The following is a 13,766-nucleotide window of genomic DNA, read 5'->3' on the forward strand; positions in this document are numbered from 1 at the left end:
ACCGGCGGGCTGGGTACAGGTAGGAGTCCACCTTCCCCCAGTAAGTAGGAGTACACATGGATGTCAGCAAGCCCGCCAAGGCTGTGAAGGACGCGGTGGAAGCAACCGCCGAGAAGGCTGCGGAAATGCTGACCCCGAGGGTGCCCGGAGTGCCTGGAAGCGCACCCGCGCCGCTCGAGGAGCCGACCGAGCCCAAGCCGCCGCTGCCTCCCAAGGACGAGCAGGGCGCCCCGGACACGCGGACCCCCACGGGAGCAGAGACCGGCGCACCGGTCACGTCGGCCGCCCAGCAGGGCGCCTACCTGACCACCGCGAACGGTGCGCGGCTGCGGGACACCGACCACTCGCTCAAGGCGGGGGAGCGCGGCCCGACGCTGCTGCAGGACCACCACCTGCGCGAGAAGATCACCCACTTCGACCACGAGCGCATCCCCGAGCGGGTGGTGCACGCACGTGGGACCGGCGCCCACGGCGTCTTCGAGGGCTACGGCACCGCCGACGACGTGACCATGGCCGGATTCCTGAAGAAGGGCAAGAAGACCGACGTCTTCGTGCGCTTCTCCACGGTCCTGGGCAACCGGGGCTCGGCCGACACGGTGCGGGACACGCGTGGGTTCGCCACGAAGTTCTACACCGAGGAGGGCACCTTCGACCTGGTCGCCAACAACATCCCGGTGTTCTTCATCCAGGACGGCATCAAGTTCCCGGACATCATCCACGCGGCCAAGCCCCACCCCGACCGCGAGATCCCCCAGGCACAGAGCGCCCACGACACGTTCTGGGACTTCGTCTCGCTGCACACCGAGGCCCAGCACCACACGATGTGGAACATGTCCGACCGGGGCATCCCCCGCTCCTACCGGATGATGGAGGGCTTCGGCGTCCACACCTTCCGCCTGGTCAACGCCGAGGGCGCCACGGTGCTGGTGAAGTTCCACTGGAAGCCGGTGCTGGGCGTGCACTCCCTGACCTGGGAGGAGGCGCAGATGCTCGCCGGGATCGACCCCGACTTCCACCGTCGGGATCTCTACGACGCCATCGAGGCCGGCGCGTTCCCGGAGTGGGAGCTCGGCATCCAGGTGATGCCGGACATCCCCGAGGAGACCTTCGAGGGGATCGACCTGCTCGACCCCACCAAGATCGTTCCCGAGGAGATCGCACCGGTCCAGCCGATCGGCAAGCTGACCCTGAACGCGACCCCGTCCGACTTCTTCTCCGAGGTCGAGCAGGTCGCCTACCACCTCGGGCACCTGCCTCCGGGCATCGACGTCACCAACGACCCGTTGCTCCAGGCCAGGCTGTTCTCCTACCTGGACACGCAGCTGACCCGCCTCGGCGGGCCCAACTTCGTGCAGATCCCGATCAACCGGCCGCACGCCCCGGTGAACTCGATGCATCGCGAGGGCTTCCACCAGCACGGTGTGCACAGCGGTGTCGCGGCGTACAAGCCGAACTCGCTGGACGGCGGCAACCCGTTCGTCGCCGGTCCCGAGGACGGCGCGTTCGTGGACACCCCGGTGCGGGTCGCGGAGGCGACCAAGGTGCGCGCCAACCCGGTGTCCTTCGACGACCACTACAGCCAGGTCCGGCTGTTCTGGGAGAGCATGACGCCGGTGGAGAAGGAGCACATCATCCGGGCGTACACCTTCGAGCTCGGCAAGTGCTACGAGCAGGCCATCAAGGAGCGCCAGCTGCAGTGCCTGGCCAACATCGACCCGGTGCTGTGCGCCGAGGTCGCGACCGGGCTCGGCCTGCCTGCACCGGAGCCGACCGTTCCCCTGGCCGAGGTGACGCCCAGCCCGGCGCTCTCGCAGATCGGCGGCGAGTGGCCGCCGGACGGCCGGATGGTGGGCATCGTCGTCGACCCCGACGGCGACCTGTCCGGTGTCCCCGAGCTCCGTGCCACGATCTTCTCCGCCGGGATGGTGCCGTTGCTGATCGCACCCCACGGCGGGATGGTCGACGGCATGCCGGTGCAGCGCACCTTCTCCACGGGCCGCTCGGTGGAGTACGACGTGCTGCTGCTCGCCGGCAACCCGGTGCCGGCGCCCGACGCCGTGATCGCCCGTGAGTCCGAGGCGGGTGCCTCCACCGATGCCGACCTCGACCCGCGGGTGATCCTGATGATCGAGGAGTGCTGGCGTCACGGGAAGGTGATCGGCGCCTGGGGCGAGGGAGTCGCTGCTGTGCAGCGCACCGTCGCCGCCGGTAGCGTCGGCGTGGTCACCGGGGAACGTGCCAGCGCGGTGTTCACCGAGGTGCAGCAGCAGATGGCCTCGCACCGTGTCTGGGAGAGGTTCCCCGCGACGGTCGCCTAGGAGCCCACGTGTCGCAACCCGGTCTGGACGCCGACAAGGATGTCGTCGCGGGGGAGGAGCGTCCCTCGGCGAGGACGCCGCTGAGCCGCGAGCGCGTCGTCGAGGCGGCAGTCGCGTTCATCGACGAGGAGGGGCTCTCCGGGCTGACCATGCGTCGGCTCGGGGAGCGCCTCGACGTGGAGGCGATGTCGCTGTACCGCTACGTCCCCGGCAGGGACGCGCTGCTGGACGCGGTGGTGACCCACATCGTGGACGAGATGCGCGAGGACCCGGACCTGGCCCAGGAGCCCGCGTCCGGGTGGCAGGACTTCCTGCAGCGGATGGCGCACGCCGTCCGTCGGGTGGCCCTGGCCCATCCCAAGGCGTTCCCACTGGTGGCCTCGCGCCCCCCGGAGGCCCCGTGGCTGCGTCCGCCGCTGCGCAGCCTGAAGTGGGTCGAGACCTTCCTCGAGGGGCTGGTCGCCGAGGGCTTCGACGACGACTCGGCCGTGGCCGCCTACCGGGCGTTCACCAGTTTCCTGCTCGGACACCTGCTGCTCGAGGTGGCCAGCCACGGCGCCGACCTCGGCCCTCTGGACGTGGTCGAGGAGACCGAGGCCCCGGTCCTGGACGCGCTGGCGGGGTATCCCCTGGTGAAGCGGCTTCGGCGGGCGCTCTCGGAGGACCAGGCGGCGGTCGAGTTCGAGATGTCGCTCGAGGAGCTGCTCAACCGGATCGCGTTCACGGTGAAGTCGCCGTCACCGTGAACCAGCCTCCCCGCGCCTGTCGTAGCGCTCGTAGGTGGCGATCATCTTGCCGTCGGGGTCCAGCCGGCGCAGGATCGCGTCGGTGATCTCCCCGAGTTGGAGCACCTGGTCGGGGGTGAGCGCGTCGATCACGTGCTGGCGCACGGTGGCCACGTGCGTGGGGGCGGTGCGGGTGACCGTGGACAGGCCGTCCTCGGTCAGCGTGACATCGGTGGCGCGTGCGTCCTCGGGCGCCGGGGCCCGTTCGACCAGGCCGCGTTCCTCGAGTCGGCGTACGACGTGGGAGAGCCGGGGGAGGGTCGCGTTGGTCTGGCGGGCCAGCAGCGTCATCCGCAGCGTCAGTCCGGGCGCCTCGGAGAGCATCGCGAGGACCCAGTACTCGTAGTGCGTCAGGTCCGCGTCACGACGCAGCTGGGAGTCCAGTACGCCGGGCAGCAGCTCCAGCACGGCGGCCATCCGCACCCACGAGGACAGCTCGGCCTCGGTCAACCAGTTCGGCTCCATGGGTCCATCGTCGCAAGAACGTGGCCGGTCCGGCCGCACGGCGGGCCGGTCCTCGTCCATCGTCCACCAGCTCGTCGTCGGGACGTCCTAGTTCAGGTCAGGGTACGGCGGGCAGGGCCGGAGCAGGGCCCAGAAACGTTCATCGAGCTGGTGTGGGGACCAGCCGTCGTTCACGCCGTAGTGGTTGGCAGGCGTTGCATCCATGCAGTTCGTGCTCCTCGGGACCGGGACCGGACGAGCGTGTAACGAAGCGGACCGGCGGGGGTCACGCGCGAATCCGGTTCCTCCTGAGTCGCCGCAGGGTGCGGTACGCCACGCCCGCGGCGAGGAGCCCCGGGACGGCGACGATGACCGGGTTGTCCGGACGGCCACGGAGCGGGGAGCCCAGGGTGCTCTCCAGGGCGTCCACCCGGTCCGCGCCCAGCAGGATCAGCCAGTGGGCGGCGCGGGCCTCGCTGTAGCGGGCGTAGGCCAGCTTGCGCAGCCGGCCGGAGAGCCCCTTGGGTGGGCAGCTGGTGCCGAAGACGGGCGTCAGGAAGGCGTGCTCCAGGGAGCGCTCCCGGGGCCAGGTCTCCGGCTGCCGGTCGGGGAACTCCCAGTGGGCACCGGTACGCTCGGGATCGAACTGCAGCTTGGGCACCGAGGGCCGGTCCCGGGGGTCGAGGTCGACTCCCCAGCCGGGGATCCGTGCCCGGAGGTCATCACTGGACTTCGACAGCGGCGGCTTGTGCGGCCCGTAGGTGTAGCTCTCGGTCATCGTCGGTCTCCGTCACTCATGCGGGGGTGGGCACGATCAGCGGCTTGATGCACCCGTCGAGCTTGGCCGAGAAGATGTGGTAGCCCTCGGCGATGTGCTCCAGCGGAATCCGGTGGGTGACGATGTCGCTGGGCTTGAGGTGGCCGTTGCGGACGTGCTCGAACAGGCGGGGCCACTGCCGCTTGACCGGGCACTGGTTCATCCGCAGGGTGAGGCCCTTGTTCATGGCGTCGCCGAACTTGACCGCGCTGAACATCGGGCCGTAGGCGCCCATCACCGAGATGGTGCCGCCCTTGCGCACCGAGTCGATCGCCCAGTTGAGCGCGATCGGCGAACCGCCCTGCAGCTTGAGCTTCGCGGACGTGACGTGCTGGATCAGGTTGCCGTCCGCCTCCGCGCCCACGGCGTCGATCGCGACGTCGGCGCCGAGGAAGCCGGTGAGCTTCTTCAGCTCCACCACGATGTCTGCGTACTGGGTGAAGTTGTAGGTCTCGGCGTGGGCGAACGTGCGGGCCTTCTCCAGCCGGTTCTCGAGGTGGTCGATCACGATGACCCTGCCCGCTCCCATCAGCCAGGCGGACTTGGCCGCGTACAGCCCCACGGGACCGGCGCCGAAGACCACCACGACGTCACCCTCGGCGATGTCGCCGAGCTGGGCCCCGAAGTAGCCGGTGGCCAGGGCGTCGGTGAGCAGCACGGCGTCCTCGTCGTCCATCCAGTCGGGGATCTTGCTCGGCCCCACGTCGGCGAACGGCACCCGTACGAACTCGGCCTGGCCGCCGTCGTACCCGCCGGTGGTGTGGGAGTAGCCGTAGATTCCGCCCACCGCTGTGGCGTTCGGGTTCACGTTGTGGCAGTTGGAGTAGAGGCCGCGCACGCAGTAGAAGCACGACCCGCAGAACACGTTGAACGGGACCATCACCCGGTCGCCGACCTTCAGGTTCTGCACCGAGGGACCCACCTCGTCGATCACTCCGATGAACTCGTGGCCGAAGGTGTGCCCGACCCGGGTGTCCGGCATCATCCCGTGGTAGAGGTGCAGGTCCGACCCGCAGATCGCCGCCAGGGTCACTCGGACGATCGCGTCGTTGGGGTGCTCGATCCGCGGACGGTCCTTCTCCTCGACGCGGATCCGGTACGGACCGCGGTAGACCATGGCTCTCACGTCGACCTCCTCAGGCTGCTCGGTCCGGGGGCGGTACCCAGGCCGCGCGATGCCAATCGCCGCTACGCGCCCAGCTCGATGGTCTCGCCGCGGCGTACGGGACGGACCAGGTGCGCGAGGCCGGTCGCCTCGGCCAGCTGCTCGAAGTCGGACAGCGGGGAGCGGAAGACGCGGTAGTCGTCGTAGTGGACCGGGATCGCCTGGCGGGGCTGCACCCGGCGCAGGAAGTCGACGCCCTGCTCGGCGTCCATGGTCACCGTGTGGAACAGCACCCGGGTCCCGCCGAGGTGCACCACCGCCACGTCGATCTCGGGGTGACGGGAGGCGATCTCGTCGAGGTGTGCCCCGGTCAGCGTGTCACCGGTGAGGTAGACCCGCCGCCGGACCCGACCACCCTCACTGTGCTCGAGCAGGCTCCCCATCACCGGGGGCAGCAGCCGGCCCATCACGCCCCGGGCGTGGATGCCGGGGAGCGCGGTCACCGTCAGGGACTCCTCACCGCGGGTGAGGGTCCGGGAGTCCCACACCGCGATCCCGTCCGCCGCGAAGCCCCAGTCGGTGAGGCGGTCGGCCGCCTCCGGCGTGGTCAGCACCGGTTGCGCGCGGGACAGCTCCGCGCGGGCGACCCGGTCGAAGTGGTCGCCGTGCAGGTGCGAGAGCACGACGGCGTCCAGGGCCGGCAGGTCCGCCGGTGACATCGCCGGATCGGTCAGCCGCCGGGACCACAGGCCCTTGCCGAGATAGGCGCGCTGGCCGCGGTGCAGGAAGTTCGGGTCGGTGAGCAACGTGAACGACCCGAGCCGGATCACGGTGGTGGCGGTCCCGACGAACGTCAACGTGTCCACGCGGCTGTCGTTACCCAGCGACCCCCGACGCATGCGGCACCTCGACGTCGGCCTCCATCGCGGCGACGAAGTCGCGCTTGACCTCGTGCTCCGGCCCGTCGCACAGCAGCCGGACGACCACCGGGGTGCCCGGGGGCACCACCTCCAGGGACGCGGCGATCGCGGGCATAGCCGACTCGTCGCCGACCATCAGCAGCCAGTCCGCCTCCGGGTCGGGGCGGTAGCCGCCCGCGCACGCACTTCTGCCGGGTCGAAGACCGGGCCGTATGGCGCCCCCGGTGGCGCGAACGCGAGGTTCACGTAGGCGTCGGTCGCCTCGACCATCGCGAAAGCGTCGAGGTCCCCGCCACCGAGGACGACGCGGACCAGGTTGGGGGCGAGGTGACGGGTGTGCAGCACCTGTCCGTGCATCAGCGGTGTCCGCTCACTTGCCGGCGCCGTCGATCTCCGCTATCCGAGCCGACGCGACCTGGGTCACGGCCTCGTCGAACGCCGGCACCTCGCTGCGGAGCTTGGCGAAGGCCGAGGTGGGGAACGCCAGCGTGACGAGCGGTTCCAGTGCGGTGACGGTGGCGGTGCGCAGCCGGTGGGCGATCGGGGCGATCTCGCCGACGAAGTCGCCCGGTCCCAGCTCGGTCACGGTGTCCTTGCGCAGGCTGACCCGGACCCGGCCCTCCAGGATCAGATAGGCGGTGTCGGGTGGCTCGAGTTCGTGCACCATCGACCAGCCGGCGGGAACCGTGACCACCGTGCCGCCGGCCCAGACCTGCTCGACGTCCTGCTCGCTGAGTCCAGGTACGTCGCGCAGCGAATCGTGGACCGGCGCGGACGCGTCCCGCTTGTTCATGTGGCTCTCCTCTGGTCGTGGTGGATTCTGGCACTTGAACTTCAGCCAGTGCCCGGTGCGTCCGGGTGCGTAGAGCCCGTCAGCACGCTTGGCCACCACACCCTCCCATCCATCACCACAGATCTTGGAGAACCACTCCTCGCCAGCGTCCACACGGTGGGACAGCGGCCGGAGGGGGTCCGACCAGTCCAGCGAGGCCAGGAGCAGCCGCTTGCGGTCGAGCAGGGGCTGGGAGCGCAGGTCCCTGCCGTTGAGCTCGAGGAGGTCGAAGACGTAGAACCAGACCGGGATCTCGCTCGCCCGGGCCCGTTGCTCGTCCTCGATCCGGATCCGGGGCCGCAGCAGGGCGAAGCTGGTGCGCTCACCCTCGAAGGCGACGATCTCCCCGTCGAGGACGAACCAGTCGTGGTGCTGCTGCTGGAGCGCGTCGGTGACCTCCGGGAAGGTGTTGGTGATCTCCCGGCCGCTGCGCGAGTACAGGCGGATGCCCTCCGCGTCGCGCACGGCCAGGCACCGGTGACCACCGAGGCTGCGCTCGTAGATCCAGTCACTGCTCCAGAACCGGTCGTGACTCAAGATGGCCACTGCTGGCCTGGGCACCGCCGAGGAACCCTGCATGTGATGGCAGTACCCGCGGACCGTCGTACACATGAGTGCGCGCCGGGTGCTGCCTCGCGCTCAGCCGAGGGAGTCGACTCGCGTCGAGGGCTCCGGGAGCCGCAACGCCACCACGCCTGCGAGCAGGAGCAGCGCCGCCAGCACCGTCAGGGACGGGGTGAAGGATCCCGAGGAGGTCCGGGTCAGCGACATCAGCACGACGAACACCACCGAGGACTGCCCGGCGAGCTGGATGAGCCCGTTGGAGGTGCCTGCGGGGGTGGGCGCCGTGATCTCGGCGGCGTACTGCAGGCCGACCGGCAGCGCGCTGGTCATGAAGAACCCGAGGACGAACGCTGCGGTGAGCAGTCCGGCGAGGGAGTCGGCCAGGGCCATCGTCAGCAGTGCGGGAGCGGAGAGGCCGAGCGCCGCCGCGATGTAGGGCACCCGCCGCCCGGAGCGGTCCGAGAGAGCCGAGATCGCCATCGCGCCCACCACACCGCCGAGCAGCAGCAGCGCACCGGTGTTGCCTGCGTCCGTCGAGGAGAACCCACGTGGGCTGACGATGTCCTCGATCCACGTGGAGAGGCCGTTGAAGACCCCCATGGTCACGAACGCCATCACCAGGAACGCCACGAACGGGCCGACGGTCAGGGCGTGGCGTACGCCGGCGAGCGGGGGCACGGCCGCGCCGGTCCCGAGGGCGTCCGGCAGCTCGTGGGGCGAGGGCCGGTCCCGCGCCACCAGCACGAAGACCACGCCCCCGAGCAGGGCGAGCCCGCCGTACACCAGCTGCACCTGGGCGATGGACATCGACTTCACCAGGGTGGGGGTCAGGGCGAGCCCGACGCCGGCCCCGACCAGGTTCGACAGCGTGACCAGGGAGACCGCGGTGGCGCGCTGGGAGAGCGCGAACCACTGGGTGGACATGGTGGTCCAGGCGTTCAGCAGGAAGGGCTGCGCGATCGCGGCCCCGATCGTGGCCAGGATCGCGAACGCGTAGTGCGGACCGGACAGTCCCCGTGCCACCCCGGACACCCCGGCCAGCAGCGCCCCGAGGCCTGCCGCGAACCGGAAGCCGCGACTGGTGATGGCGTGCGAGGCGATGAAGGAGACGGGCAGGTAGGCCACCATGAACAGGATCGCGAACACCCCGATCGCCCCGGCGGAGACGCCGTAGTAGTCCTGGGCGGTGCTCGAGACCGGGGCGTAGCTGATCCACAGGGTCTGGATGGTGGCGTTGACCCCCATGAAGGACGCCAGCACGACCCATCGGTAGCCGGAGACACCCACTTGTTCGCGTACGACCACTGGACCCTCGTATCTGCTCGGCGAACGCGGTTGCTCCGGGATCGCGCGCGGTCACGCTACCGTCCGTGCTCGGTTCCGTGCATGCGTCGCGGTCCGGCCGGGTAGGAAGGCTCCATGTCCACAGCCCGAGTCCCGGAAGTCCCGCGTGCCGAGCTTCGCCCCTCTCGCCTGCCGGGCCTGCTCTACGGCCTCGGCCTCGGTGGCTTCGTCGACGGGATCGTGCTGCACCAGATCCTCCAGTGGCACCACATGATCAGTCACACCGCGGACCACCCGATGACCACGCTGGCCGGACTGGAGATGAACACGCTGGCCGACGGGTTCTTCCACCTCGCGACGTGGGTGCTGGTGCTGGCCGCGTCGATCCTCACCCTGGTCCAGTGGCGCCAGGGCCGGCTGGCGCCCAGCTGGAGCTTCCACTTCGGCCTGGTCCTCGCCGGCTGGGGGATCTTCAACCTCGTCGAGGGGATCATCGATCACCAGATCCTCGGCGTGCACCACGTCCGCGACGACCTCGGTGGGCCGCTGTCGTGGGACATCGGCTTCCTGGTGTTCGGCGCTCTGCTCGTGGCCGTCGGCTGGGCGCTGCAGTCGAGGGGTTCGCGCAGCCTGCGGCGTCAGTGACTCTCGGTCCCGCGCCGTGACTCGAGGGCCGCGGGGATCCAGGCGTCGCTGACCAGGCCGGTCACGACCGAGTACACCGCCTTGTGGGCCAGGTCGACCGCCCGCTCGTCGGCGGGCCACGTCATCGGCGGAGCCCCCGCGCCGGTGGCGTTCTCCATCGTCTGGTCGAAGGCCAGCCGGACCACGGCGTGGGTGGCGCTCGCCTGGGCGCCGCGGATCCCGGTCACCGACCAGACCCCGCGCAGGGCGCCGAGCGCCGCACCCGTGCCCCAGTGCATCGCGTGGTTCCACGCCGGGGGAGTGGCCGACTCCGGTGGGCGGCGGCCCACGAGCGTGAGCAGGGTCCGGCCCGGCACGTAGGAGTTCGCGCGCCGGGTCAGCCGCTGCTCCACCTTCTCGGCAGCCGTCATCGCCAGCACCCCCACGAGCCCGGCCACGGCACCACGCCCGGCAGCCTGGAGCAGGGCGGTGCCCCTGTCCGTCGTACGCATTGATCGACCCCCTCGAGAGGCCCTCCCGGTACCCCGAGAGACGGACCCGATGCGTCCCAGGGACCCGGGGAAGGGTTGCCTTCCGTGTGAGGGGGTCCGCATCCGGGTAGGACGTACTCACATTCCCTCTCACTTCAGGAGCCCCATGTCCACCGACGCCATCGTCCTGCTCAAGAACGACCACAAGGAGATCCGCAAGGCCTTCCGCGACTTCGAGAAGGCCGGCGAGAACGCCCACGTCACGAAGGGCAAGCTGGTCGACAAGATCATCGAGCTGCTGACGGTGCATACCTACATCGAGAACGAGGTGATGTACCCCCGCGTGCGCGAGCTGCTCCCCGAGCTCGAGGACGACGTCCTCGAGTCCTACGAGGAGCACCACGTCGCCGACGTGCTGATCATGGAGCTGGCCGCGATGAAGCCCGACGCGGAGCGGTTCACCGCCAAGACCACTGTCCTGATCGAGAACGTCGACCACCACATCGACGAGGAGGAGAAGGAGTGGTTCCCCAAGGTTCGCGAGGGGCTTGGTCGCAAGCTGCTGCAGGATCTCGGCGCCGAGATGCTCGAGGCGAAGAAGTCGGCTCCCAGGCGACCTTCGCAGCCGAGTGCCCTGAAGAAGACCGTCGACGCGGTCATCTCCTGAGGCCGTAGGAGCAAGGTCCCCGGGCGCAGGGACAAGGGGCCCTTCCACCCGCCCGGCAGAAGCGGGTGAAATGGGGGCGGAGAGGGCGCCCGGCCCGCCCACGAAGGAGGAGCCATGTCACCCGAGGACCCGGTCCGCGAGCTCAGTGCTGAGGCCTGCTGGGAGATGCTGCGGACCGAGGAGTTCGGGCGCCTCGCGTTCCTCCTGGTCGACGAGGTGCACATCACCCCGATCAACTACGCGGTGGACGGCAAGACCTTGCTGTTCCGCACGGCCGAGGGCAGCAAGCTCCTGGCCGTGGTGATGGGCCGCGAGGTGGCGTTCGAGGTGGACCAGTACGACGAGGTGAGCGCGCGCAGCGTCGTGGTGCGTGGCACCGCACGGCTGCTCCCCGAGGACGAGGCGCACCGGGCGGAGAACGTGCCGCTGAGGCCCTGGGTCCCGTCCACGAAGTACAACGTCGTGGAGATCGCGCCCAGCGTGGTGACCGGTCGCGAGTTCGAGCTCGCCCGGCCCTGGCTCCACCTCCGCCCGCACAGCTGAGGGCGGCGGCTCAGCCCGGTCGCACGCGGATCCAGTCCACCAGCAGCACTGCCGGCAGGTCGGGGTCGTCGGTGTCGTTGCCGGGCCAGTCGCCCCCGACGGCGAGGTTGACCAGCAGGAAGTGGGGGTGGTCGAAGGGCCACGCTCCGGGCACGTCGTCGGGGGTCAGCCGGTGGTACTCCCGGCCGTCGAGGAGCCAGACGATCGAGTGCTCGTCCCAGTCGACGGCGTACTCGTGGAAGTCCTGGGACAGGTCCACGCCTGCGTCGACCGAGCCGCCGACGCCTCCCTCGAGTCCACTGAACCCGGGACCATGGGCGGTGCCGTGGCAGTGCCGCGGGTCCGCCCCGACGTGCTCCATCACGTCGATCTCGCCGCAGGCGGGCCACTCCACCCCGTCGATGTCGGCGCCGAGCATCCAGAACGCCGGCCAGGTGCCACGACCGCCCGGCACCTTGATCCGCGCCTCGACCCGGCCGTAGGTCGTGGCGAAGCCGTCCTTGGTCACGAGCCGTGCGGAGGTGACGGTGCCGTCGGGCTCGCGACGAGCCGCGATCGCCAGGTGCCCCTCGCCGTCGAGAGCGGCGTTGGCCACCTCGGCCGTGTAGACCTGCTGCTGCCGGTCACCCCAGCCGCCTCCGCCGACCTCGTGCGCCCACACCTCGGGGTCCGGCGGTGCCCCTCGCGGTCCGTCGAAGTCCTGCACCCACATGGGGCCAGTATCGGATGGTTCGAGGTCAGGCGACGGGTGCGTTCTCGTCGTACGACGGCAACGACACCGTGACGGTGGTCCCGCGTCCGTGCGTGGACGCGATCGCCATCGTGCCGGAGTGCGCGGCCACGATGGAGTCCGCCACGGTCAGTCCCAGGCCGGTGCCGGGCACCGCGAGTCGGTAGGCCTCCGTGGAGCGGTAGAACCGGTCGCGGGCCCGCTCCCGGTCCTCCTCGGTCATGCCGATTCCCGTGTCGGTGACTGTGAGCGCGAAACCCGTGGACGTGGGCGCGAGGCACACGCTGATCGACCCGCCGTCGGGGGTGAACTTGATCGCGTTGGCGCCGATGTTGGACACCACCCGTCGCAGCGCCGCAGCGTCGCCCAGCACGACGGCAGGCGCGTCCGGCACCTGCACCCGCATCGTCAGGTCACGGCCGCCGACGAGCTGGTCCAGGCCCTTCTCGGCATCGACGACGAGCGCTGCCAGGTCGTGCGGCTCGAGGCGGAGGGACTCCTGGTCAGGGGACCCGTCCCGGTCCAGGAAGACGAGGTTGTCGACCAGTGATGCAAGCCGTGTTGCGTTGCGCAGCACCGTGGCGACTGCGTCGGCCTGGGCAGGTGTGAGCTGTCCGAGGTCGCCGTCGGCGAGCAGCTCGCTGTATCCCCGGATCGAGGCGATCGGAGTACGGAGCTCGTGGCTGATCGTCGAGACCACCTCGTCCTTCATCCGGTCGGCCTCCTCGAGCCGGGCGACGGACTCCAGCTCCCTGCGCAGCGCCGCGGCCTGGGCGGCCTCGGTGCGCAGCCGGACGGAGATGTCCTCGCCCGCGCAGAGGAAGCCCAGCAGCCGGCCCTCGTCACGGATCTCGGTGAAGCTCAGCGACATGGTCCTGCGTTCACCGCTCCTGGTGACCAGCGTCCAGTCCCGTGGTGCCCCGTGGCGGACCAGCGCAGGGACAAGCGTCGCGAGGTCGGCCGGGACCCCGAGGGCCTCCGCGTGGCGACGGACCTCCTCGGGCGTACGGACCCCGACCATGGAACGCCCGATGACGTCCTCCGCCGGGTAACCCAGCATCATCTGGGCCCCACGGTTGAAATGGGTGACGACGAAGTCCGCGTTGGTCGCCACCAGAACCGTGTCAGTCGCCGCATCGAGGATCTGGCTGACGGTCGCCGTGGCGCTCGCTGCCTGCTCTGCTCGCGCCTCGAGCTCGGCCTCCTGCTCGTTGCGGGTCCGCACCAGCTCGCGCTCGTAGGCGCGCCGTCCAGTGGCGTCGAAGACCGCGACCCGGACCAAGTGGGGCTCGCCGTCCGGTGATAGGACCACGGAGGCGTTCATCAGCACGGGCAGGCGGGTCCGGTCCGCGCGCACCAGGTCGAAGGCGACCTCTTGGGCCGACCCCTGCATCCGCAGCAACGGGGCGTAGTGCGTCTCGTGGAAGATCCGGCCACCGACGCTCAGCAGGTCGACCAGGCGGCGACCCAGCAGATCGTCGACCTCCATCCCGAGCCAGCTGCAGAAGGTGGCGTTCACCTTGACGATGCGACCGTCGGGGGTCGTCGACAGGTATCCGCAGGGCGCGTGCTCGTACTCCAGAGCGGGGTCGTCCTCGAACGGCACCCTCGGGACGCCGTCGACGGCTTGCTCGAGCGACAT

Annotated in this window: 16 protein-coding genes; 5 read left to right on the forward strand and 11 right to left on the reverse strand. The window is 70.2% G+C overall.

The window, feature by feature from the left end; translation table 11 throughout:
* Nucleotides 1-56 precede the first annotated feature (56 nt).
* On the forward strand, nucleotides 57-2,318 hold the full coding sequence (locus tag AC4BGB_RS00565) for a catalase (RefSeq protein ID WP_490544018.1): 2,262 nt from the start codon (nucleotides 57-59) through the stop codon (nucleotides 2,316-2,318).
* Between the two features lie 8 nt (nucleotides 2,319-2,326).
* Nucleotides 2,327-3,064 (forward strand): TetR/AcrR family transcriptional regulator C-terminal domain-containing protein, encoded by a 738-nt coding sequence (locus AC4BGB_RS00570; RefSeq protein ID WP_490544019.1) that lies wholly within the window; start codon nucleotides 2,327-2,329, stop codon nucleotides 3,062-3,064.
* On the opposite strand, the gene AC4BGB_RS00575 is transcribed toward AC4BGB_RS00570, so the two are convergent.
* The 8 genes from AC4BGB_RS00575 to AC4BGB_RS00610 form a co-directional block, all read right to left on the reverse strand.
* The gene (locus AC4BGB_RS00575; protein WP_490544020.1) at nucleotides 3,056-3,568 is read right to left on the reverse strand and encodes a MarR family winged helix-turn-helix transcriptional regulator; all 513 of its coding nucleotides are present in this window, start codon (nucleotides 3,566-3,568) and stop codon (nucleotides 3,056-3,058) included. The two genes, AC4BGB_RS00570 and AC4BGB_RS00575, sit on opposite strands and share 9 nt — an antisense overlap.
* A 265-nt stretch (nucleotides 3,569-3,833) precedes the next feature.
* Nucleotides 3,834-4,325 carry a hypothetical protein gene (locus AC4BGB_RS00580; RefSeq protein WP_490544021.1) on the reverse strand — a complete coding sequence of 164 codons (492 nt, stop codon included), beginning with the start codon at nucleotides 4,323-4,325 and terminating at the stop codon, nucleotides 3,834-3,836.
* Between the two features lie 16 nt (nucleotides 4,326-4,341).
* Entirely contained in the window at nucleotides 4,342-5,481 is a 1,140-nt protein-coding gene (locus tag AC4BGB_RS00585; protein ID WP_490546761.1) for a zinc-dependent alcohol dehydrogenase, read from the reverse strand.
* A 71-nt stretch (nucleotides 5,482-5,552) separates the two neighbouring features.
* Nucleotides 5,553-6,335, reverse strand: a complete 783-nt coding sequence (locus tag AC4BGB_RS00590) for an MBL fold metallo-hydrolase (RefSeq protein ID WP_490544022.1) — start codon at nucleotides 6,333-6,335, stop codon at nucleotides 5,553-5,555.
* Between the two features lie 10 nt (nucleotides 6,336-6,345).
* Complete coding sequence (locus tag AC4BGB_RS00595; protein ID WP_490544023.1) at nucleotides 6,346-6,504, reverse strand: hypothetical protein; 159 nt, start codon at nucleotides 6,502-6,504, stop codon at nucleotides 6,346-6,348.
* A gap of 20 nt (nucleotides 6,505-6,524) precedes the next feature.
* Nucleotides 6,525-6,746: a siderophore-interacting protein gene (locus tag AC4BGB_RS00600; protein ID WP_490544024.1), complete on the reverse strand. Its 222-nt coding sequence runs from the start codon at nucleotides 6,744-6,746 to the stop codon at nucleotides 6,525-6,527.
* 13 nt (nucleotides 6,747-6,759) lie between these two features.
* Nucleotides 6,760-7,767: an ATP-dependent DNA ligase gene (locus AC4BGB_RS00605; protein WP_490544025.1), complete on the reverse strand. Its 1,008-nt coding sequence runs from the start codon at nucleotides 7,765-7,767 to the stop codon at nucleotides 6,760-6,762.
* Between the two features lie 93 nt (nucleotides 7,768-7,860).
* A complete protein-coding gene (locus tag AC4BGB_RS00610) occupies nucleotides 7,861-9,045 on the reverse strand; it encodes an MFS transporter (protein ID WP_490544026.1) in 1,185 nt (394 codons plus the stop codon).
* Between the two features lie 159 nt (nucleotides 9,046-9,204).
* On the opposite strand from AC4BGB_RS00610, the gene AC4BGB_RS00615 reads away from it, so the two are divergent.
* Nucleotides 9,205-9,714, forward strand: coding sequence for a DUF2243 domain-containing protein (locus tag AC4BGB_RS00615; RefSeq protein WP_490544027.1), 510 nt, complete (start codon nucleotides 9,205-9,207; stop codon nucleotides 9,712-9,714).
* Here AC4BGB_RS00615 and AC4BGB_RS00620 read toward each other — a convergent pair.
* Nucleotides 9,708-10,205, reverse strand: a complete 498-nt coding sequence (locus tag AC4BGB_RS00620) for a hypothetical protein (RefSeq protein WP_490544028.1) — start codon at nucleotides 10,203-10,205, stop codon at nucleotides 9,708-9,710. The two genes, AC4BGB_RS00615 and AC4BGB_RS00620, sit on opposite strands and share 7 nt — an antisense overlap.
* 145 nt (nucleotides 10,206-10,350) lie before the next feature.
* Between AC4BGB_RS00620 and AC4BGB_RS00625 the strand changes: the two genes are divergently transcribed.
* The gene (locus AC4BGB_RS00625) at nucleotides 10,351-10,851 is read left to right on the forward strand and encodes a hemerythrin domain-containing protein (protein WP_490544029.1); all 501 of its coding nucleotides are present in this window, start codon (nucleotides 10,351-10,353) and stop codon (nucleotides 10,849-10,851) included.
* A gap of 114 nt (nucleotides 10,852-10,965) precedes the next feature.
* On the forward strand, nucleotides 10,966-11,394 hold the full coding sequence (locus AC4BGB_RS00630; protein ID WP_490544030.1) for a pyridoxamine 5'-phosphate oxidase family protein: 429 nt from the start codon (nucleotides 10,966-10,968) through the stop codon (nucleotides 11,392-11,394).
* Between the two features lie 10 nt (nucleotides 11,395-11,404).
* Here the strand turns inward: AC4BGB_RS00630 and AC4BGB_RS00635 are convergent, their stop codons facing one another.
* On the reverse strand, nucleotides 11,405-12,106 hold the full coding sequence (locus tag AC4BGB_RS00635) for a glycoside hydrolase family 16 protein (protein ID WP_490544031.1): 702 nt from the start codon (nucleotides 12,104-12,106) through the stop codon (nucleotides 11,405-11,407).
* 25 nt (nucleotides 12,107-12,131) lie between these two features.
* A complete protein-coding gene (locus AC4BGB_RS00640) occupies nucleotides 12,132-13,766 on the reverse strand; it encodes a sensor histidine kinase (RefSeq protein ID WP_490544032.1) in 1,635 nt (544 codons plus the stop codon).

It is taken from the genome of Nocardioides sp. Z30_9, assembly GCF_058215735.1.

Coding starts and splice junctions, on each gene's coding strand:
- AC4BGB_RS00585 (WP_490546761.1), bottom strand. CDS start 5,481: ATGGTCTACCGCGGTCCGTACCGGATCCGCGTCGAGGAGAAGGACCGT.
- AC4BGB_RS00630 (WP_490544030.1), top strand. CDS start 10,966: ATGTCACCCGAGGACCCGGTCCGCGAGCTCAGTGCTGAGGCCTGCTGG.
- AC4BGB_RS00600 (WP_490544024.1), bottom strand. CDS start 6,746: ATGCACGGACAGGTGCTGCACACCCGTCACCTCGCCCCCAACCTGGTC.
- AC4BGB_RS00615 (WP_490544027.1), top strand. CDS start 9,205: ATGTCCACAGCCCGAGTCCCGGAAGTCCCGCGTGCCGAGCTTCGCCCC.
- AC4BGB_RS00565 (WP_490544018.1), top strand. CDS start 57: ATGGATGTCAGCAAGCCCGCCAAGGCTGTGAAGGACGCGGTGGAAGCA.
- AC4BGB_RS00595 (WP_490544023.1), bottom strand. CDS start 6,504: ATGCCCGCGATCGCCGCGTCCCTGGAGGTGGTGCCCCCGGGCACCCCG.
- AC4BGB_RS00640 (WP_490544032.1), bottom strand. CDS start 13,766: ATGTCGCTCGAGCAAGCCGTCGACGGCGTCCCGAGGGTGCCGTTCGAG.
- AC4BGB_RS00575 (WP_490544020.1), bottom strand. CDS start 3,568: ATGGAGCCGAACTGGTTGACCGAGGCCGAGCTGTCCTCGTGGGTGCGG.
- AC4BGB_RS00620 (WP_490544028.1), bottom strand. CDS start 10,205: ATGCGTACGACGGACAGGGGCACCGCCCTGCTCCAGGCTGCCGGGCGT.
- AC4BGB_RS00580 (WP_490544021.1), bottom strand. CDS start 4,325: ATGACCGAGAGCTACACCTACGGGCCGCACAAGCCGCCGCTGTCGAAG.
- AC4BGB_RS00625 (WP_490544029.1), top strand. CDS start 10,351: ATGTCCACCGACGCCATCGTCCTGCTCAAGAACGACCACAAGGAGATC.
- AC4BGB_RS00635 (WP_490544031.1), bottom strand. CDS start 12,106: ATGTGGGTGCAGGACTTCGACGGACCGCGAGGGGCACCGCCGGACCCC.